Annotated in this window: 21 protein-coding genes, 1 pseudogene and 1 riboswitch; of the genes and pseudogenes, 10 read left to right on the forward strand and 12 right to left on the reverse strand. The window is 62.2% G+C overall.

Annotation, left to right across the window (positions count from 1 at the left end; translation table 11 throughout):
• Positions 1–64: 64 nt before the first annotated feature.
• Together proB and OEG79_RS04115 are read left to right on the forward strand one after the other, a co-directional pair.
• Positions 65–1,183 (forward strand): glutamate 5-kinase, encoded by a 1,119-nt coding sequence (proB, locus tag OEG79_RS04110; RefSeq protein ID WP_264147557.1) that lies wholly within the window; start codon positions 65–67, stop codon positions 1,181–1,183.
• Between the two features lie 25 nt (positions 1,184–1,208).
• Positions 1,209–1,670, forward strand: coding sequence for a CreA family protein (locus OEG79_RS04115; protein ID WP_264147558.1), 462 nt, complete (start codon positions 1,209–1,211; stop codon positions 1,668–1,670).
• A 56-nt stretch (positions 1,671–1,726) separates the two neighbouring features.
• Here OEG79_RS04115 and mqo read toward each other — a convergent pair whose 3' ends face one another.
• Together mqo and OEG79_RS04125 are read right to left on the reverse strand one after the other, a co-directional pair.
• A complete protein-coding gene (gene mqo / locus OEG79_RS04120; RefSeq protein ID WP_264147559.1) occupies positions 1,727–3,223 on the reverse strand; it encodes a malate dehydrogenase (quinone) in 1,497 nt (498 codons plus the stop codon).
• Positions 3,224–3,688: 465 nt separating this feature from the next.
• Complete coding sequence (locus OEG79_RS04125; protein ID WP_264147560.1) at positions 3,689–3,916, reverse strand: hypothetical protein; 228 nt, start codon at positions 3,914–3,916, stop codon at positions 3,689–3,691.
• Positions 3,917–4,083: 167 nt separating this feature from the next.
• On the opposite strand from OEG79_RS04125, the gene OEG79_RS04130 reads away from it, so the two are divergent.
• On the forward strand, positions 4,084–4,668 hold the full coding sequence (locus OEG79_RS04130) for a YajG family lipoprotein (RefSeq protein ID WP_264147561.1): 585 nt from the start codon (positions 4,084–4,086) through the stop codon (positions 4,666–4,668).
• A gap of 62 nt (positions 4,669–4,730) precedes the next feature.
• Here the strand turns inward: OEG79_RS04130 and OEG79_RS04135 are convergent, their stop codons facing one another.
• Positions 4,731–4,937 carry a hypothetical protein gene (locus tag OEG79_RS04135; RefSeq protein WP_004424534.1) on the reverse strand — a complete coding sequence of 69 codons (207 nt, stop codon included), beginning with the start codon at positions 4,935–4,937 and terminating at the stop codon, positions 4,731–4,733.
• Between the two features lie 275 nt (positions 4,938–5,212).
• Between OEG79_RS04135 and OEG79_RS04140 the strand changes: the two genes are divergently transcribed.
• Positions 5,213–5,488 carry a hypothetical protein gene (locus OEG79_RS04140; protein WP_264147562.1) on the forward strand — a complete coding sequence of 92 codons (276 nt, stop codon included), beginning with the start codon at positions 5,213–5,215 and terminating at the stop codon, positions 5,486–5,488.
• A gap of 61 nt (positions 5,489–5,549) precedes the next feature.
• On the opposite strand, the gene OEG79_RS04145 is transcribed toward OEG79_RS04140, so the two are convergent.
• A complete protein-coding gene (locus tag OEG79_RS04145; RefSeq protein ID WP_264147563.1) occupies positions 5,550–6,713 on the reverse strand; it encodes a 1-acyl-sn-glycerol-3-phosphate acyltransferase in 1,164 nt (387 codons plus the stop codon).
• A gap of 283 nt (positions 6,714–6,996) precedes the next feature.
• On the reverse strand, positions 6,997–7,314 hold the full coding sequence (locus tag OEG79_RS04150; protein ID WP_264147564.1) for a hypothetical protein: 318 nt from the start codon (positions 7,312–7,314) through the stop codon (positions 6,997–6,999).
• A 290-nt stretch (positions 7,315–7,604) separates the two neighbouring features.
• On the opposite strand from OEG79_RS04150, the gene OEG79_RS04155 reads away from it, so the two are divergent.
• From OEG79_RS04155 to OEG79_RS04165, 3 genes are read left to right on the forward strand one after another with little or no spacing between them, the layout of a single operon-like run.
• On the forward strand, positions 7,605–7,787 hold the full coding sequence (locus OEG79_RS04155; protein WP_264147565.1) for a CPXCG motif-containing cysteine-rich protein: 183 nt from the start codon (positions 7,605–7,607) through the stop codon (positions 7,785–7,787).
• On the forward strand, positions 7,787–8,047 hold the full coding sequence (locus OEG79_RS04160) for a DUF2007 domain-containing protein (RefSeq protein ID WP_264147566.1): 261 nt from the start codon (positions 7,787–7,789) through the stop codon (positions 8,045–8,047). Before OEG79_RS04155 ends, OEG79_RS04160 begins: the two co-directional genes overlap by 1 nt.
• Before the next feature lie 28 nt (positions 8,048–8,075).
• The gene (locus OEG79_RS04165) at positions 8,076–8,693 is read left to right on the forward strand and encodes an SOS response-associated peptidase (RefSeq protein ID WP_264147567.1); all 618 of its coding nucleotides are present in this window, start codon (positions 8,076–8,078) and stop codon (positions 8,691–8,693) included.
• 21 nt (positions 8,694–8,714) lie between these two features.
• Here the strand turns inward: OEG79_RS04165 and OEG79_RS21230 are convergent, their stop codons facing one another.
• Together OEG79_RS21230 and OEG79_RS21235 are read right to left on the reverse strand one after the other, a co-directional pair.
• Positions 8,715–9,557: a methyl-accepting chemotaxis protein gene (locus tag OEG79_RS21230; RefSeq protein WP_413247535.1), complete on the reverse strand. Its 843-nt coding sequence runs from the start codon at positions 9,555–9,557 to the stop codon at positions 8,715–8,717.
• Between the two features lie 63 nt (positions 9,558–9,620).
• A pseudogene (locus OEG79_RS21235) lies at positions 9,621–10,841 on the reverse strand (methyl-accepting chemotaxis protein); the annotation flags it as partial.
• 193 nt (positions 10,842–11,034) lie between these two features.
• Between OEG79_RS21235 and OEG79_RS04175 the strand changes: the two are divergent.
• Positions 11,035–11,856 (forward strand): M48 family metallopeptidase, encoded by an 822-nt coding sequence (locus OEG79_RS04175; RefSeq protein WP_264147569.1) that lies wholly within the window; start codon positions 11,035–11,037, stop codon positions 11,854–11,856.
• A 48-nt stretch (positions 11,857–11,904) separates the two neighbouring features.
• On the opposite strand, the gene OEG79_RS04180 is transcribed toward OEG79_RS04175, so the two are convergent.
• The 4 genes from OEG79_RS04180 to OEG79_RS04195 all read right to left on the reverse strand — a co-directional run bounded on the left by OEG79_RS04180 (position 11,905) and on the right by OEG79_RS04195 (position 15,366).
• A complete protein-coding gene (locus tag OEG79_RS04180) occupies positions 11,905–12,348 on the reverse strand; it encodes a ketosteroid isomerase-related protein (RefSeq protein WP_264147570.1) in 444 nt (147 codons plus the stop codon).
• A 111-nt stretch (positions 12,349–12,459) separates the two neighbouring features.
• Positions 12,460–13,041, reverse strand: a complete 582-nt coding sequence (locus OEG79_RS04185; RefSeq protein WP_264148669.1) for a TMEM165/GDT1 family protein — start codon at positions 13,039–13,041, stop codon at positions 12,460–12,462.
• A 94-nt stretch (positions 13,042–13,135) separates the two neighbouring features.
• Positions 13,136–13,255: riboswitch (yybP-ykoY riboswitch) on the reverse strand.
• A gap of 36 nt (positions 13,256–13,291) precedes the next feature.
• Positions 13,292–14,287 (reverse strand): class I SAM-dependent methyltransferase, encoded by a 996-nt coding sequence (locus tag OEG79_RS04190; RefSeq protein ID WP_264147571.1) that lies wholly within the window; start codon positions 14,285–14,287, stop codon positions 13,292–13,294.
• A 113-nt stretch (positions 14,288–14,400) separates the two neighbouring features.
• Entirely contained in the window at positions 14,401–15,366 is a 966-nt protein-coding gene (locus OEG79_RS04195) for a 2-hydroxyacid dehydrogenase (protein ID WP_264147572.1), read from the reverse strand.
• A 79-nt stretch (positions 15,367–15,445) separates the two neighbouring features.
• On the opposite strand from OEG79_RS04195, the gene OEG79_RS04200 reads away from it, so the two are divergent.
• On the forward strand, positions 15,446–16,075 hold the full coding sequence (locus tag OEG79_RS04200; RefSeq protein ID WP_264147573.1) for a LysE family translocator: 630 nt from the start codon (positions 15,446–15,448) through the stop codon (positions 16,073–16,075).
• 44 nt (positions 16,076–16,119) lie between these two features.
• Here OEG79_RS04200 and OEG79_RS04205 read toward each other — a convergent pair whose 3' ends face one another.
• Positions 16,120–17,295: a thiolase family protein gene (locus tag OEG79_RS04205; RefSeq protein ID WP_264147574.1), complete on the reverse strand. Its 1,176-nt coding sequence runs from the start codon at positions 17,293–17,295 to the stop codon at positions 16,120–16,122.
• 189 nt (positions 17,296–17,484) lie between these two features.
• On the opposite strand from OEG79_RS04205, the gene OEG79_RS04210 reads away from it, so the two are divergent.
• On the forward strand, positions 17,485–19,167 hold the full coding sequence (locus tag OEG79_RS04210) for a fatty acid--CoA ligase (protein WP_264147575.1): 1,683 nt from the start codon (positions 17,485–17,487) through the stop codon (positions 19,165–19,167).
• The last annotated feature ends 163 nt before the right edge of the window (positions 19,168–19,330 follow it).

The raw sequence follows: 19,330 nt of genomic DNA on the forward strand, positions 1-19,330 counted from the left end.
CTTAATTGCGGCGTTTTTGTAGGTGGGGTGGAACCCATCGTTTTCTGGCTAAGGTTGGAAGATCATGCGTGACAAGGTGACCGGCGCGCAGCGCTGGGTGGTGAAGATCGGCAGCGCGCTGCTGACCGCCGACGGGCGCGGCCTGGATCGTGCGGCCATGGCGGTGTGGGTCAAGCAGATGGTGGCCTTGCGTGAGCAGGGCGTCGAGTTGGTGCTGGTGTCCTCCGGCGCCGTAGCGGCCGGCATGAGCCGCCTGGGCTGGACCAGCCGACCTAGTGCGATGCATGAGCTGCAGGCCGCCGCCGCCATCGGCCAGATGGTGCTGGTGCAGGCCTGGGAGTCGAGTTTCGCCGAGCACGGCCGCCGCACCGCGCAGATCCTCCTGACTCACGATGACCTCTCTGATCGCAAGCGTTACCTCAACGCGCGTAGCACCCTGCGCACGCTGGTCGACCTCGACGTGGTGCCGGTGATCAACGAGAACGATACCGTGGTCACCGATGAGATCCGTTTCGGCGACAACGATACCCTGGCCGCGCTGGTGGCCAACCTGGTGGAGGCCGATCTGCTGGTCATCCTCACCGATCGCGACGGCATGTACGACGCCGATCCGCGCCACAATCCCGATGCCAAGCTGATCCATGAGGCTCGCGCCGATGATCCGGCGCTGGATGCCGTGGCCGGTGCTGTCGGTGGCGCTCTGGGGCGTGGTGGCATGCAGACCAAGCTGCGTGCCTCGCGCCTGGCGGCACGTTCCGGCGCGCATACCGTGATCGTCGGCGGCGCCATCGAGCAGGTGCTGGCTCGCCTCAAGGCGGGTGAGCGCCTGGGTACGTTGCTGGCTCCCGAACGTGGCCTGCTGGCGGCGCGCAAGCAGTGGCTGGCCGGTCACCTGCAGACCCGTGGCACCCTGGTGCTGGATGCCGGCGCGGTGAAGGCGCTCAGCCAGGATCACAAGAGCCTGCTGCCGGTGGGCGTCAAGGCGGTGCAGGGCAGTTTCCGTCGGGGCGAAATGGTGGTTTGCGTCGATCCGGATGGGCGCGAGATTGCGCGCGGCCTGGTGAACTACAGCGCGCTGGAAGCGCAGAAGATCATCGGTCAGTCGTCCGATGCCATCGAAAAGCTGCTGGGCTATGTGGATGAGCCAGAGCTGGTACATCGGGACAACCTGGTTCTGGTCTGAATCGTTTCGAGCGAGGGAGAGTGTTATGCGTCTGCTCAAGGGATGTGTGCTGAGCCTGCTGATGTTGCCCGGCCTGGTGCTGGCCGAAACCATCGGTGAGGTCTCCACGGTATTCAAGTGGGTCGGCCCCAATGACAAGATCGTTGTCGAGGCTTTCGACGATCCCAAGGTGGCGGGCGTGACCTGCTACTTGTCGCGGGCCAAGACCGGCGGTGTGAAAGGTGGTCTGGGCTTGGCCGAGGATCGCGCCGAAGCCTCCATCGCCTGCCGCCAGGTCGGTCCCATTGCATTCAAGGACCAGCTCAAGGATGGCGAAGAAGTGTTCAAGGAGCGCACTTCGCTGGTGTTCAAGACCATGCAGGTGGTGCGCTTCTTCGACGCCAAGCGCAATGCCCTGGTGTATCTGGTCTATAGCGACCGGGTGATCGAGGGCAGCCCGCAGAACGCGGTGACGGCCATCCCGATCCTTCCCTGGGGGCCGCAGTAGCTCGAATCATGGTCATAAAAAAACCGCCCCGAGGGGCGGTTTTTCATGCGCGGCGATCAGCTCGGCACATCCAGTTGCAGGCGCTTGTTCGATTGCGTCTGCACTTCATGGTAGCGCTCGGCATCCTTGGCCAGGACGTCGGCCATGGCCGGGAAGATCTCGTCCAGCTTGGTACGCCACTCTTCGCTCCCGGCCTGCTCGGGGAAGCAGCGGCGAATCAGGTCGAGCATGATCGACACGGTTACCGAGGCGCCAGGTGAGGCGCCGAGCAGGGCGGCGATGGTGCCATCCTGTGCGGCCACCAGTTCGGTGCCGAACTGCAGGATGCCGCCGTTCTTGGCGTCCTTCTTGATGATCTGCACACGTTGGCCTGCCACTTCCAGGCGCCAGTCCTCGGCCTTGGCCTCCGGGTAGAAGCCACGCAGGGTTTCCAGGCGCTGAGCTTCGGACTGCATCACTTCCTTGATCAGGTAGCGGGTCAGGTCCATGTTGTCGCGCGCCACCGCCAGCATCGGGCCGAGGTTGTTGGGGCGCACCGACAGCGGCAGGTCGAGGAACGAGCCGTGCTTGAGGAACTTGGTGGTGAAGCCGGCATAAGGGCCGAACAGCAGGGACTTCTTGCCATCCACCACGCGGGTGTCGAGGTGCGGCACCGACATCGGTGGCGAACCCACGGCGGCCTGGCTGTAGACCTTGGCCTGGTGCTGCTTGACGATTTCCGGGTTGTCGCAGCGCAGCCACTGGCCGCTCACCGGGAAGCCCCCGAAACCTTTGCCTTCTGGGATGCCGGACAGTTGCAGCAGCGGCAGAGCGCCACCGCCAGCGCCGAGGAAGACGAACTTGCTCTTCAGTTTGCGGGTGGCACCGTTACGGGTGTCCTTGATTTCCACCAGCCAGCCTTCGGCGTCGCGCTTGAGATTGGTGACCTTCTGGTTGCAGGTGACCTTGGCGTTAGGCTGGGCGGTGAGGTAGCCGAGCATCTGCTCGGTGACCGCGCCGAAGTTGACGTCGGTGCCGGCCTTTACGCGAGTCATCGCCAGCGGTTCGCTGGTGTCACGGCCCGGGATCAGCAGCGGTGCCCATTCGGCGATGGTGGCGCGATCCTCGGTGTACTCCATTTCGGAAAAGGCATGATGCTGACGCAGTGCCTCGAACCGCTTCTTGAGGAAGGCGATGCCCTTGTTACCGCGCACGAAGCTCATGTGCGGAACCGGGTTGATGAAGGTCTTCGGCGCGTTTATCGCGCCCTTTTCGATCAGGTAGGCCCAGAACTGCTTGGATTCCTCGAACTGGGCGTTGATGGTCACCGACTTCTTGATGTCGATGCTGCCATCGGCTCCTTCCGGGGTGTAGTTCAGCTCGCACAGCGCGGCATGACCTGTGCCGGCGTTGTTCCAGGGATTGGAGCTTTCCACTGCGCCGGATTCGCGCAGCTCCACTACTTCCAGAGTGATACCGGGGTTGAGTTCCTTGAGCAGTACGCCCAGGGTCGCGCTCATGATGCCAGCGCCAACCAGCACGGCATCTACGCTTTGGTAATCGTTGTGCGCCATTAACCTCTCTCCAAGAAAAACTGCACCAGATGGATGGCCGTTCGGCCTTTCAGGGCGATACCGGTAGATTCGGGCTCAATGCCCACTCTTCCGGTGGTGAGGGTCAAGGCTGGGATTTGCGGACGCAAAACTGTTCATTTGTTCGCCACACTCTTGTGAAGTTTGTAAAAACCGTTTTTTTCACGCTCTTTTGGAGCGGTGAACCTCAAAAGTTCGACTGCCTCGGCACGTTTTTGCCCGGGCAAAACATGCAATGCATGGCTGCCATCGGCTCTGCATATGGGCTAAAAAGCGGCTCACCAGACTTGGCAGCTCGAAGTGGGCGACTCTCTGGGACGGGGCGATGACGTTGCATCGGCGAGGTCGTGCGGCCCGATCAGGAGACGTCCTTATAATCGGGGCGCGATTATAACGGTGAATGAGGGGAAATTGGTTGCCCCTGCGTGACTTTTATTCTTCCGTCGGTCAGAGCGCCGACGAGCAGGCGGCGTGTGCACGTGTGACGACTGGCGTGACGCGGGCTTCGGCAGGCAGCGGCGCGCCGAGCCAGGAGAGGCCTGGCTCATGAACTTCGACCCAGCCAGCCTGGCCTGGCCGCTCCTGCATCTGGCGCAGGGCGCGGCAAATTCCTTGAGCATCGATCAGGGCGAAATGGCGCATCGGACGGCGGCTGAACAGGTGGTGCAACAGCATGGCGAAGGCTCCGCTGGCGGGGACGCCCTGCTTTATGCCAAAGACGGGTGACAGCCTGATGACAGGAACCGCAGCGTCAGGCTCAGGGTCCTATGCAGCACCACTGTCGGCCTCAGGCCGCGCTGGGTATACTGCCGGCCACTTTTACCTCACTCGGAGAGATGAGCATGCTGCACCGTGCGTTGATCGCCTTGCTTGCTGCGACCAGCCTGACTCTGGCCGGTTGCGCCCTCAGCCCTCAGCAACTCACCCCGCAACCCAAGCTCACCAGTTCGCTGACCCCGGTGGGGCAGGGCCAGCCGGTGGTGGTGCGTGTGGTCGACGGCCGTTCTTCGCCGGTGCTTGGTACCCGCGGCGGTCTGTATCCGGAAACCAGTTCGATCAGCGTGAGCAGCGAGCATGTACTGCCCAAGCTACAGGCCGAGGCCGAGGCTGCCGTGCGTCTGCTCGGCTTCACCCCGTCGGCCAATGCCTACAACGCGCCGCAGCTGACCATCACCCTGGCGGAACTGAAGTACCAGTCGCCGAAAGAAGGCATGTACGTTACCGAGGCGGATATCTCCGCTTCGATTCGTGCCGACGTACAGGGTGGTGGCCGTCGCTACACCGGTCGTTACGGTGCGTCGCTGAATCAGCGTTTCGGCACCGCCCCGAACCAGCAGACCAATACCAAGCTGGTGGGTGAAGTGCTTAGCGATGCGCTGACCCGCGCCTTCAAGGACCCGACCATTGGCCAGGTCCTGCTCCAGTAATTCGTAGCGCCGCAAACAACAACGCCCCGCATTTGCGGGGCGTTTTCGTTTGTCTCGAAGCCTCACGCCGCTTCTGCGTAGAACTCCGGCAGGCTCATGCCGGTGCGGTTGTCGATATCCGGCAGGTCGTAGTGCTCATGGCCTCCGAGGGCACAGTAGACCAGCCAGTGCTGGTCCTGCACGTTGAAAGAGAGTTCGTCGACCACAGCGTCTACTTCATCCAGCGAGTCGATCAGGTAATCACGATCCAGCGGTTGTGAATTGAGCATGGCGCAGTCCTCCAGGGATATTGAGGTTTGGCTCCCAGTACGGTCGATGACTGTCTGGTCATTTCTGGAGATACAAACCTCAGGCCAGGAATATGACGATTTTCAGACGAATTCGGGATAGCGAGCTGCGTTCGTCGGAAACGAACCTTATAAAAGCGGGATTTCAGTACACTGCGCGACGACTTTTTGGGGGCCGAGACGCACCAGTTTCAGCCGAAATCCCCATTCTGGTGCGGTAGCGCGCTCGCTGCACCATGCTGTTCTCGAGGTGTTGCATGTCGTTGCAGGTGTTGTGGTCAATGTTCCTCGCCCACCCGGCCGGGGCTGTGAATTCGCTGGCGTTGTTCTGCGCTCTGGCGGGCGCCTGGTTGTGCCTGATGACTCGTCTGCGCGAGCAGCGCGGCATGGCACGCGTGCTTGCGCAGGGAGAACTGGACGAAAGCCAGGCGCAGGATGAGCGCACACTGCGTATCAATCGCTTCTTCTATCGTTTCGGCGCCGTCTGTCTGGGCGCGGCTCTGTTGCTGTCCTGGTTCAGCACGCGGCTTTGAGGCCGGTGCGATAAATGAAAACGGCAGCCATCGGCTGCCGTTTTCATTTCAACTTCGCAACTTATAGCGGCTGGCCTGCCTTGATCCTGTACTGATTTCGTACCGGATTGGCGTACTGCAGGATCAGGAAAGGCTTTTCTTCGGCGCTGCATGCGGCCAGGCGCTTCTGCCATTCGGCTTCGGCCTTGGCCAGTTCTGCGGCCGGGAACAGCTCGCTTGCTGCGGGCACATTCAGTTCGGCTTCACGCCCCTCCCACATGGCATAGGCCAGGTAGTGCACGGGGAACAGACGGTACTGGCCGAGGATATGACGATCCAGTGCCAGGGCCAGCTGCTTGGTATCTTCCAGGCCGCCGACCGGCGGTCCGAAGTGCAGGTGTACACGTCCTTTGTAGCCGGTGATGCCCAGGGCGATGCTGGCATCGTCTTCACCGGGCGCCTTGGTGTAGCTGCCGGTAGCGGCGCGGATGCTCAGTTCGCGGGCCTTGGCCAGATCGCAGGGGTCGTATTCGTAGCTGATCGACACCGGGATCAGGTTCAGCGAGTCGATCACCGTGGCGAACGGTTCGTCCTTGCGGCTCATGTGGAACATCTTGAGGATGGCCGAGTCGGTGCGGTCGTCACCGTCCTTGGCACGGCCTTCGGCCTGGGCGATCCAGACCGACTCACCGTCTTCGCGGATCGAGTGATTGATATAGGCCGAGAGCAGCTGATAGGCCGCCAGCTTTTCGCGCCGCCCGCTGATTGAGCGGTGCACGATGAAGCTTTTGTTCAGACGCATCAGGTCACTGACGAAGGGGCGTTGCAGCAGGTTGTCGCCGATGGCGATACGTGGCGTCTGCAGGCCGGCGTGGAAAACGGCGTAATTGACGAAGGCCGGATCCATGACGATATCGCGGTGATTGGCCAGATACAGATAGGGTTTACCCGGCTGAAGATGTTCCAGGCCGGTGTAGGTGATACCGTCGCTGGCATGTTCAATGGTGCGATCGATATAGGGTTCGATCCTCGCCTGCAGCTTGGCGACCGAGTCGATACTGGCGAATTCGCTGCGCAGGCGCGCGGCGATCAGCGGCTTGAGCAGCCAGCCCAGCGGCCCGGCCAGTCGCGGAAAGCGAAAGCGGGTAAGAGTGCCGAGAAACGCCTGGTCGGCGAGCAGGCGCGCCAGTACGGGGCGTACTTCTGCATCGGCATAGGGTCGGATGGCATCGAATGCGCCCATCATGCTCTCTTGTTCTGAAGCGGTTATTGGTGAGGCCTGCTCAACAGGCTGAGCAATAGACCGGCGATTATAACGCCAAGTCACAGCTAATCCGCGTGAGCGGTCGCGCAGGTACGTTCAGCTTCGGGGAGCCTGCCGGTGCGATCCGAAACCGTTCACGCCGGTCAAGCCCGGTGGTTGGGCATGAAGGAGAGGGGCCGGTCATGCTCCCATAAAAAAGATCCCAGCCTAGTGGTTACCAGGCTGGGATCCGGAGTATGTCAGCTTTGTGTGAGGCCGCGAAAACCTAGCTATTGAGCTTTCGCATTTCCCACATTTTTGCGCAGCGAGTTCGGTAAATGGGTTGGTTGGAAAAAGTTGGCAATGTCTTGGAGCCGTAATGCTGAATGACTTTGACCACTTCCTCCTGACTCGCCATTTCAGAAAGTTCAAACTTTATCGAGCGAACTACCTCCTGGGTTAGACATGTATGGTCAACGATACGCCTGACTTTACGATTTCCTTGATTCACCGAGATAAGAAGAGATCCATCAGGGCGGGGGCTTGCAGTGACGACACAATCGCTTGCCAATGGTTCAACTTTCTTTTCTGCGGAAGTAGACATTTAATTTCCCTCACTGGAAGTTAAATGACTGAGCCAGAGCGGAAATTAGTGGATATAAAGCAAGGTGCAACTTTAGGAGACGAATGGTAGTTGTTGCCATTGTAATGATGGCGCTTCGTGCAACTTTTTCGAGTGTTTTTTGTACGCGTACAAGTTACGTGAAGATGCCATTTTGCTGTCCGGAGGAGTCGTTGCCTACACTGTTGGTAAGGCCTCTCGTCCGAGGGAAACGGCCAAGGATGCCATCGCGGCTGTCAGCTTGATCAGGCCATGACGTCAGGGAGCTCACGATGCTGGAAAGCGAGTCCTATTACTGCCCCTATTGCGGTGAACCGGCCGAGGCGTTGCTCGATCTTTCGGCCGGTGATCAGTCCTATATCGAGGACTGCCCGGTATGTTGCCGGCCGATCGAATTCGAATTGCATACCGATGGGGTCGAATGGCAACTGGACGTGCGCGCGGAGAACGACTGATGCAACGAATCTACGAGCCGGCAAATCTTCTGGAGGGCCAGATGCTGTTGGACATGCTGGCCAGTGAAGGCATCGAGGCCCATCTGCTCGGCCAGCATCTGGTCGGTGCGGTGGGGGAGCTGCCGGCCTGCGGTCTGCTTGGCCTGCTGGTCGCAGACTCCGATGCAGAGAGGGCGCGTACGCTGATCGCCGAGTACAATGCCGCACAACCTGTACCCGGCGATGAGCCGGAGTCTTTTCAGGGCGTGTTGCTCTGTTGACGCGCCCCCCTGTCTGTCGAGTCGTTTCATGTGTGGACGTTACGCCCTGTTTCGCTGGTCGCCGGCTTTTGCGGCGTTACCCGGTTTTCCTGCCGAGCAGAAGCCGCACTGGAACCTGGCGCCCAACGGCCAGGTGCTGATGCTGCGCGCGGGCGAAAGCGGGCCGCAAGCAGCTATGGCGCGTTGGGGGCTGACGCCGGCCTGGCTCAAGGACCTGTCCAAGACGCCGGCGCATGCGCGCGCCGAAACCCTTGCCGAGCAGCCGATGTTTCGCGAGCCCTTTCGCCTGCGGCGCGGACTGCTGCCGGCCAATGGTTTCTATGAATGGCGTGGTGCGACACGCAAGCGGCCCTACTGGATGACCAATGGCGATTCGCTGATGTACTTCGCGGCGTTGTGGGAGGTGTATCCGGTCGGTGGGCATGAGTACCTGAGCGTCGCGCTGATCACTCAGGAGGCCGCGACGCTGCGCCGACCGTTGATTCTCGGCGAGCATGAGCAGGCGTTGTGGCTGAGCGCCGACACGCCGTTCGAACAACTGGCGGCGCTGCTGGCGAAACCGCAGATGGCATTGCGCGAGCGTGCGCTGGCAACGCTGGTCAATGATCCGAAACTGGATGCGCCGGAGTGCCTGACCCCGGCGTGAGCGGGCTGCGCCGCGCAGCTCCTATACCTTGAACTGATTTATCAGGCGGCGTTGCTGTTCCGCCAGTCTGGTCAGCTGGGCGCTGGCCTGACTGGCTTCATCGGCACCGCCGGCCACATCGTTGGCGACCAGGCCGATATTGGTCACGTTTCGGTTGATGTCCTCGGCCACGGCGCTCTGCTCCTCGGCGGCGCTGGCGATCTGGGTGTTCATGTCATTGATCACCGACACCGCCTGGGTGATGGACTCCAGCGAGTGCGCGGCCTGATTGGCGTGTTCCACGCTGTCGTCGGTCTTCTGCTGGCTCTGCTCCATCACCCTGACCACTTCGCGGGTGCCTTGCTGCAGCTGCGCGATCATGTTCTGGATTTCTTCGGTGGCCTGCTGGGTCTTCTGCGCCAGGTTGCGCACTTCGTCGGCGACCACGGCGAAGCCGCGGCCCTGTTCACCCGCGCGCGCTGCCTCGATGGCGGCGTTGAGCGCCAGCAGGTTGGTCTGTTCGGCAATGCCGCGAATGGCGACGAGGATGGCGTTGATGTTCTCGCTATCCCTGGCCAGGTTCTGCACCACGCCCACGGCGCGGCCGATCTCGTTGGCCAGTGCCGCGATGGCCGCCGAGGTTTCCTGCACCACCTGCTTGCCCTGATTGGCCGCCTGGTCGGCGTGGTTGGCTGCTTCGGCGGCATGGGTGGCGTTGCGCGCGACGTCCTGGGCGGTAGCGGTCATTTCGTGCACGGCGGTGGCGACCAGCTCGATCTCGGCCAGCTGCTTCTGCACGCCCTGGTTGGTGCGGATGGCGATGTCGGCCGTGTGCTCCGAGGAATCGCTGACCTGCTGCACCGATGTCACCACGGCGGCGATCATGCTTTGCAGTTTGGCCAGGAAGGCGTTGAAGCCTGCTGCGATCTGCCCCAGTTCGTCCTTGCGATCGACCTGCAGGCGTACGGTGAGGTCGCCTTCGCCCTTGGCGATGTCGTCGAGCATGCCGACCATCTGTCGCAGCGGACGGGCGATGCCGTAGCCGACCAGCCACACCACCAGCAGCCCGAGGCCGGCGATCAGCAGACCCACCAGGGCCATGCCGAGGGTGTCCTCGTGCGCCTGTGCGGCGAGCTCGGACTGCAGCTGCTGCAGTTCGGCGAACACTGCCGAGGTAGGCAGGGCGATGGCCAGGGTCCAGCGCGTCGAGGTGCCGGCGACCTGGAAGGGGTAGAGCAGCTCGAACAGCTGCTGGGCCTCGTTGTGACGCACGATGGGGCGGTTGTCGCCGCCTTTTAGCGCCTGCAGCAGGTCCTCCGGCAGCACCCGCGAAGCCGGTTGGCTGATCAGCGCGGCGTCCTGGGTTGCGGCGATCAGGGTGCCGTTGGCAGCCACCAGCGCCAGTTCGCCGGCCCCGCCATAGAGTTCGCCCTTGACCCGCTCCAGCAGACCCTGGATGAAATCCAGCGCCAGGTCGTTGCCCACCGCGCCGAGGAAGCGCCCGTCGACCACGATGGGCGCGTTGAAGGAGGACACCAGTACCTGCTTGCCACCGAAGTCATAGGCGGCCGGATCGATGACGCAGGGCTGCTTGCTCTGTTTCGGACACAGGTAGTACTCGCCCTCGCGCACGCCGGTCGGCAGGCGCTTCTCGCTCTCCATCTGCTCGGCGGTCAGCGGCAGTACCTTGAAGGCGCCACCCTCGCGGTACCACCAGGGCATGAAACGTCCGCTCTGGTCGTAGCCCTCGGCCTCGCGTCCGGCGTAGTTTGCGTCGTCCTGGTCGAAGGCGTTGGGCTCCCAGCCGATGAAGAAGTCCAGCAAGTCGGGGTTGTCCTGCAGATAGCTGACCAGCAGCGAGGACAGCTCCTCGCGGCTCAGCTGCAGCTTTTCATTGCCCGGAGCCATTCGCGCATTCAGCGTGGCCACGGACTTGGCCAGGGTCATGGGCGCCTCGAACTGTCGCTGCAGCCGCCCGACCTGGGCTTCGGCGAGCGCTACCAGGCGCTGTTCGATGACCTGCTGCAGCAGGCCGCGGGTGTTTTCCTGCACCACCTGCTGGGTTCGCCCGTTGGCGAACAGGGCGTAGAGCACCAGCGCAACCACCACGGCCAGTACGCTCGCTCCGGCGAGAAAGGCAACGGAAAACTGGATGGATCGGAACTTCATGGGGGCTCCCCGGCTCAATGTGTCCTCCAGGGGATAGCGGCAAGGGCGCAGCCTAACTTTAATCGCTTGGCGCAAACGGCCTGGTCGATGACGCTTTCAGCAAGAAAAGCGTGCCACAGATGCGCAACCGCTGTGGTTGCCCGGACCGGGTGCGAGGCCTAGCATAGTGATTCCGATTCCAGGAGATGGCTCGATGAGCAAGGCTTTTTACCTGAGTGGCCTGGCTGCAGCATTGGTGCTGGCCGGTTGTCAGGCAGTCAATACCACCAGCGGTGGTGCGGTTGGCGTAGAGCGCAAGCAGTACATGTTCAGCATGCTGTCAGCCGATGAAGTCAATCAGATGTATGCGCAGTCCTATCAGCAGACGCTGAGCGAGGCGTCGAGCAAGGGTGTGCTGGACAAGAGCAGTGCCAATGCCAAGCGCTTGCAGGCTATTGCCGCACGGTTGATCCCGCAGGCTCCGCGTTTTCGTCCGGATGCCGCCAACTGGCAGTGGGAGGTCAACCTGATCAAGAGTGACGAACTCAATGCCAACTGTGGTCCGGGCGGCAAGATCATTTTCTATAGCGGCATCATCGAGAAGCTTAAGCTGACCGATGACGAGATCGCCGCGATCATGGGCCATGAGATGGCACATGCCCTGCGCGAGCACAGCCGTGAGGCGATGTCCAAGGCCTATGGCATCGAGATCGCCAAGCAGGGTGCTGGCGCCTTGTTCGGTCTTGGCGAGAGCAGCATGGCGCTGGCCGATACGGTGGTGCAGTACAGTCTGACGTTGCCCAACAGTCGCGGCAACGAGAACGAGGCCGATCTGATCGGTCTGGAGCTGGCCGCCCGTGCAGGTTACGACCCGAACGCGGCCATCAGCCTGTGGCAGAAAATGGAGGCCGCTGGCGGTGGTGCGCCGCCCGAGTTCATGAGCACGCACCCGTCGTCCAGCAGCCGAATCGCCTCCCTGCAGGCGGCGATTCCGAAGGTGATGCCGCTGTATCAGCAGGCCAAGGCCGGACGCTGAGTCCGGAACGAAAAAGGCGCAGCGCGAGCGATCACGCTGCGCCTTTTTTCAGGGCAGGGCTTTTTCGGCGAAGGGGCGGGTTTGCAGGCCCAGCTGAGCGCGGAAGCTTTCCATATCGAACATGGTGCAGATTTCCTGGATCTCGTTGCCCGGCGTCAGCGTCCAGAAGGCCATGGCCGAGATGCTCAGTACCTTGTCGCTGGGTGGGTAGCCCAGCGCAGGCCTCTCGATGGTGCCGATCAGGGTGCTCCAGGTCACTACCTTGTAGCCTTCGGCGATGCAGTCCTCGATCACGATCTGCAGGTCCGGCATGGCGTGGCGAATGGTCTGAACCAGCTGGATGAAGCCAGAACTGTCGAGCGGGCTGCCAACGAACGAACTCTTGTAGATAAAGTCGCGGCTATGCAGTTGTTCGGCGAGGGCCATACGACCCTTGTTCCAGGTCAGGTCGACGTGCTGGCGCACCATCTTCTTGCGATCATCCAGTGACATGCTGCCCTCCCGGCTGCAGGCATCAACTACGTGACGTGGTGCGCACTTTAGCAGCAGGCAGGAGGGCGCTGATATTGGCCGAAATGCCAGTTTGCTGGCGTCAGGACCGCGTCAGATAAGACCGCTCAGTTTCATCGCCTGGTAACCGGCGTAGACCGCCAACGCCGCGAAGGCGCAGGCTGCCAGCCGACGAATCAGCGTCAGCGGCAGACGTTCGGCCGCGAAGTTGCCCGCCAGCACCACCGGCACGTTGGCCAGCAGCATGCCCAGCGTGGTGCCCATCACCACCAGAACGAAATGTGGGTACTGTGCCGCCAGCATCACGGTCGCGACCTGGGTCTTGTCACCCATCTCGGCAAGGAAGAAGGCGATCAGCGTGGTGAGGAAGGGGCCGTATTTCTTCAGGCCGGATTCTTCATCTTCATCCAGTTTGTCCGGTACCAGCGTCCACGCGGCGACTGCAACGAAGCTGGCGGCGAGAATCCAGCTCAGCGTGGCAGGTGAGAAGAAGCCCGCGACCCAGTTGCCAACGGCGCCAGCTGCGAAGTGATTGGCCAGGGTGGCGACAACAATTCCCCAGATGATCGGCCAGGGGCGGCGAAAACGTGCTGCCAGCAGCAGGGCGAGCAGTTGGGTCTTGTCGCCGATCTCGGCGAGGGCAACGATCAGGGTGGGGACGAACAGGGATTCCAACATCAGGTTTCCTAAAGGGGGCGGGTCGACACGGCTTATGACACGAACGACCTTCCCGCCCCGGGTGAGGTTGTGCGTGTCATAGGTCTTGTCAAACCTCAGGCCTCTCTGTGAAGGCCTCGGGTCGCATGCGCCATGCTCTGCGGAGCAAGTATGTTGACGCACGCCAGGCGAGCAGGGCGCTCGCGGGAGACTACTCCCCTAGGACGGGCGCCATTGTGCCCAAGCGTTACGCTGTGGGCAAGCCCGCTCAGCGACGTGCGCTGTAGATGCGAAAACCATCGGCCTCGGCCAGGGTGTGGCAGGGGCCAAGGTGGCGCTCGATCAACGGCGGGTATTTGAGAAAACTGTTGGCTACCAGACGCAGTTCGCCACCTTTGACCAGGTGGCGCGCGGCCTGGCTCAGCAGGTTTTCGCTGGCCTGGTAGTCGGTATGCACACCCTGGTGGAACGGCGGGTTGCTGACGATGGCGTGCAAGCCTTCTGGCGCCGACTCGATCCCGCTGCCGGCGATCAGGTTGGCCGACAGACCGTTGCGGGCCAGGGTCAGGCGGCTGCTTTCCAGGGCGAAGGCATCGACATCCAGCAGGCTCAGCTCGCTGGATGGGTAGCGCCGCTTGAGCGCCGCACCGAGTACCCCGGCGCCACAGCCGAAGTCCAGCATGTGACCGCTCGGCAGGTCATCCAGATGCTCCAGCAGCAGCGCGCTGCCGCGATCTAGGCGGCCATGGGCGAACACGCCGGGCAGGGTAATGATCTCCAGCGCACCGTCCACCAGTGGCAGGGTATAGCTCTGTGCCAGGGCATGCAGGTCGGGTACGGGCGGCGCCTGTTCCACGTCGACGCACCAGAGCTGACAGTGTCTTGCGCTATCGAGCTTGCGCGGTTTGCCATAGGCGGCCAACTGCTTGGCCGCGCGCTCGATGCCGCCGCGTTTTTCTCCGACCAGATACAGTGGTTTGCCAGTCAGGCGCGAAGCCAGGGCCTGCAGCACGTAGTCGGTCAGCTCGCGTGACTTGGGCAGGAACAGCACGGCAGCGCGGTAGTCACCCTCTGGCATCTGCGTGTCGAAGTGGCTGCGGCCGGAAAAGCGCGCCGCGAGCAGTGCCTGATCGCCGGAATGCCAGCCCCAGCCGTGCGCCTGCGGCAGCGCACCGAGCAGATCATCGGCCGGCAGACCGGCCAGCAACAGCTCGCCGTCGAACAGCCCGGCCTGACGCAGGAGAACTTCGCTTCGCGGGTCCATGGTGCTTCCTACAAATCTGTGATGCGAAAAGGTAAGAGGGCCGGGAGAATGAAACCGAGGCATTGCTGCCAAAGCGCTGTACCGGCCGGTCGCTTCCTAAAAAGCTGCGCAGCTTAACTGACGACCCGCAACGGCGCACCGGCGAAGAAGCCGGCTGCGTTTTCGACCATCTGACCGACGATGCGCTGACGCGCCTCCTGACTGCCCCAGGCACTGTGCGGGGTGATGATCAGGCGTGGGATGTCGCCAGCCAGCAGCGGATTGCCGTCTTGCGGCGGCTCCTGCGTCAGCACGTCGGTAGCAGCGCCGCCAAGATGACCGCTGCGCAGCGCGTCGGCCAGCGCCTGCTCGTCGACCAGGCCGCCGCGCGCGGTGTTGATCAGGAATGCGCGAGGTTTCATCAGCGCCAGCTCCTGGGCGCCGATCAGGTTGCGTGTTTGATCGTTGAGTGGGCAGTGCAGGGTCAGGGCGTCGACCTGCGGCAGCAGTTCATGCAGTGGCAGGCGATCGGCGCGTGCCGGGCGACCTGGCAGTTGGCCAAGCAGCACGCGCATGCCGAAAGCTTCGGCCAGGCGCGCAACGGCTCCGCCCAGCTCGCCATGGCCGAGCATGCCCAGGGTCTTGCCTTCGAGCTCGACGATGGGGTGGTCGAGCAGACAGAACTGGCTGGCCTGTTGCCAGCGACCTGCGGCGATATCGCGTTGATAATCCGGCAGGCGCGTAGCCAGTGCCAGCAACAGCATCAGGGTGTGTTGCGCGACGGACGGCGTGCCGTAGCCCTGACAGTTGCAGACCGTTACACCGTGGGCGCTGGCAGCTTTCAGGTCGATGTTGTTGGTGCCGGTGGCGGATACCAGCACCAGCTTCAGTTCGGGACAGGCAGCGAAGGTGGCGGCATCCAGCGGCACCTTGTTGCTGATGGCGACCTGAGCACCTTGCAGGCGTTCGGCGACCTGATCCGGACGCGTCTGGGCGTGCAGGGTCAGCTCGGCGAAGGCCTGATGCAGCGGTTGCATGTCGAGGTCACCAAGGTCGAGGGAGGCGTGGTCAAGGAAGACGGCGCGTGGGCTGTTGCTCATCAGCTGTACCTTTTCGCAGAGGGGGCGCAAGAGTAGATTGGCGAGCCTACCAGACCTTAACCGTCGATGCGGAGCCGCCATGTACTGGACCGAGTTTCTAACCGTTGCACTGATTCACCTGCTGGCCGTGGCCAGCCCCGGTCCGGACTTCGCCATCGTCGTGCGTGAAAGTGTCGGCTACGGTCGCCGCGCCGGTCTGTTCACGGCCTTTGGTGTCGGCACCGGCATTCTGGTGCACGTGACCTATTCGCTGCTGGGGATCGGCCTGATCGTTTCGCAATCCATCGTGTTGTTCAACGCGCTGAAGTGGCTGGCAGCCGCTTACCTGCTTTACATCGGTATCAAGGCGCTGCGCGCTCGTCCTTCCGATCCTGCCAGTGCCGAACCGAATCTGGCGGCAGGTGAGCGCAGCCGTCGGGGCGCCTTCGTTACGGGGTTCATCACCAATGGGCTAAACCCCAAGGCGACGCTGTTCTTCCTGTCGCTGTTCACCGTGGTGATCAACCCGCATACCCCGGTCGTGGTGCAGGCTGGCTATGGCCTTTACCTGGCGCTGGCGACCGCGTTCTGGTTCTGCTTGGTGGCCTGGTTGTTCAGCCAGCAGCGCGTGCGCGCCGGCTTCGCCCGCATGGGGCACTGGTTCGATCGGCTGATGGGCGCGGTGCTGGTGGGCATTGGTGTGAAGCTGGCACTGACCGAGATGCGCTAAACGAAAGAGCCCCGCATTTGCGGGGCTCTTTCATGATGAGCGGGTTACAGCAGCTCGATGGCCACCGCGGTGGCTTCGCCGCCACCGATGCACAGCGAGGCGATGCCGCGCTTGCCGCCTTTCTTCTGCAGGGCGTTGATCAGGGTAAGGATGATCCGCGAGCCGGTGGAGCCAACCGGATGGCCCTGAGCGCAGGCGCCGCCGAACACGTTGACCTTGGCATGATCCAGACCGTGTTCGCGCATCGCCAACATGGTCACCATGGCGAAGGCTTCGTTGATCTCGAACAGGTCGACTTCGTCCTTGCTCCAGCCGGTCTTCTTCAGCAAATTGCCCATGGCACCGATGGGCGCCAGGGTGAATTCACTCGGGTCCTGGCTCTGGGTGGCATGGGCAACGACTCTGGCCAATGGCTTGAGGCCGCGCCTGGCTGCTTCATCGGCGGTCATCAGCAGCAGGGCGCTGGCACCGTCGGAAATCGAGCTGGCGTTGGCCGCAGTGATGGTGCCGTCCTTCTTGAAGGCAGGCCTGAGGGTGGGAATCTTGTCCAGATTGGCAGTAAGGGGCTGTTCGTCATCCTTGACCACCACTTCGCCCTTGCGCGAAGTCACGGTGACCGGAACGATCTCGGCATCCAGAGATCCGTCCTTGATCGCGGTCTGGGCGCGCTTGAGCGATTCGATGGCGTAAGCGTCCATCTCTTCGCGGGTGATGCCGTAGCTGTCGGCCGTCTCCTGAGCGAAGGAGCCCATCAGTCGGCCCGTGCGGGCATCTTCGAGGCCGTCGAGAAACATGTGATCCTTGATCTCGCCATGGCCCATGCGCAGACCGGTACGGGCCTTTTCCAGTACATAGGGCGCGTTGGACATGCTCTCCATGCCGCCGGCGATCATGACCTGATTACTGCCGGCTTTCAGCGAGTCGACGGCCATCATCACCGCCTTCATGCCGGAACCACACAGCTTGTTGATGGTGGTGCAGCCAGTGGCTGCTGGCAGTCCGGCATTCAGCGCAGCCTGGCGAGCAGGGCCCTGCTTGAGGCCGGCCGGCAGCACGCAGCCCATGATGACTTCCTGGACGTCGGCCGGCTCGATGCCGGCGCGTCTGACAGTCTCACGAATGGCGGCGGCGCCCAATTCGACGGCCGGCACGCTGGCCAGGCCGCCTTGAAAACCGCCCATGGGAGTACGGGCGCCGCTGACGATGACGATATCGGACATGTGTTACCTCGGACGAAAAGAGGGGACTCGATGCAGCCTTTTCAGTACTGGCTGGTTGGACCGATTCTAACCTGTGACCAAAAGTGGCCATAGAGTCACGAGGCAAATCATTCTTTGGGCTGATTGAGTGGGGCGGGAGCCGCTCTAGAGTCGCTGCAAACCTATTTTTGCGTGCCTCAAGGTGACTCCATGCTGCAGACCCGACTGATCCCACCCGCCGAAAACGCTCATGCCTATCCGCTTTTGATCAAGCGCCTGCTGCTGTCCGGCAGTCGTTATGAGAAGACCCGCGAAATCGTCTATCGCGACAAGTTGCGATACAGCTATGCGACCTTCAACGAGCGTGTCGCGCGTCTGGCCAACGTGCTCAGCGAGGCCGGAGTCAAGGCCGGCGACACCGTGGCGGTGATGGACTGGGACAGCCATCGCTACCTCGAGTGCATGTTCGCCATTCCCATGCTCGGCGCGGTGCTGCATACCATCAACATCCGCCTGTCGCCGGATCAGATCCTCTACACCATGAACCACGCCGAAGACCGCTTCGTGCTGGTCAACAGCGAATTCGTGCCGCTGTACAACGGTATTGCCGGGCAACTCACCACGGTGGAGAAAACCCTGCTGCTGACCGATGGCGAAGACAGGAGCGCCAACCTGGCGAATCTTGTCGGCGAATACGAGAGCCTGCTGGCAGCGGCCAGCGCGCAGTACGACTTCGCCGATTTCGACGAAAACTCGGTCGCCACCACCTTCTATACGACCGGGACGACCGGCAATCCCAAGGGCGTGTACTTCACCCACCGGCAACTGGTGCTGCACACCCTGTCCATGGCGACCACCATGGGCGGTCTGGACAGCATTCGCCTGCTGGGCAACGACGACGTCTACATGCCGATCACGCCGATGTTCCATGTGCATGCCTGGGGCGTGCCCTACGTGGCCACCATGCTCGGGGTCAAGCAGGTATATCCCGGCCGCTACGAGCCGGACATGCTGTGCCGGCTGATCAAGGAAGAGAAGGTCAACTTCTCCCACTGCGTGCCGACCATCCTGCAGATGGTGTTGGCTGCACCGGGGGCGCAGGACCATGATTTCGGCGGCATGAAGATGATCATCGGCGGCAGTGCGCTCAATCGCTCCCTGTACGAGGCGGCCAAGGCGCGAGGCATTCAATTGACCGCAGCCTATGGCATGTCCGAAACCTGTCCGCTGATCTCCTGCGCCTACCTCAACGAGGAGCTTCGCGCAGGCAGCGAAGACGAACGCACCACATACCGAATCAAGGCGGGTATCCCGGTGCCGCTGGTGGAAGCCGCGATCATGGATGCCGAAGGCCAGTTGCTGCCGCGTGATGGTGAATCGCAGGGCGAGCTGGTGTTGCGTGCCCCCTGGCTGACCCAGGGCTATTTCCGCGAGCCGGAGAAGGGCGAAGAGCTCTGGGCTCATGGCTGGCTGCACACCGGCGACGTGGCGACCATCGACGGCATGGGTTTCATCGAGATTCGTGATCGCATCAAGGATGTGATCAAGACGGGAGGCGAGTGGATCTCGTCGCTGGAGCTGGAAGATCTGATCAGTCGCCATCCTGCGGTACGGGAAGTCGCGGTGGTGGGCGTGCCTGATCCGCAGTGGGGCGAACGCCCGTTTGCGCTGCTGGTGCTGCGTGAAGAGCAGGGGCTGGATGCCAAGGGGCTCAAGGAGCATCTCAAGCCCTTCGTCGAGCAGGGACACATCAACAAGTGGGCGATCCCCACGCAGATCGCGCTTGTTACCGAAATTCCCAAGACCAGTGTCGGAAAGCTGGACAAGAAGCGCATTCGCGTCGAAATCGCCCAGTGGCAGGAGGCAGGCAGCGCTTTCCTGTCCACGCTGTGAGGTGCGGACTGGCTGGTCGGCTAAAGTGACTGGCCAGTCAAACAAGCGTTTGGCTTGCTAATTGCTGTTTCACGTCCATGCTTGGCTAGGTGCAGCGTCTGAAACCTGCGAGCCAGAGTGCCTGGGGGCTGCAAATCACACTTTCGAGGGATCAAGCAGTACC

Origin of the sequence: Pseudomonas sp. Z8(2022) (assembly GCF_025837155.1) — a bacterium.
Classification (GTDB): domain Bacteria; phylum Pseudomonadota; class Gammaproteobacteria; order Pseudomonadales; family Pseudomonadaceae; genus Aquipseudomonas.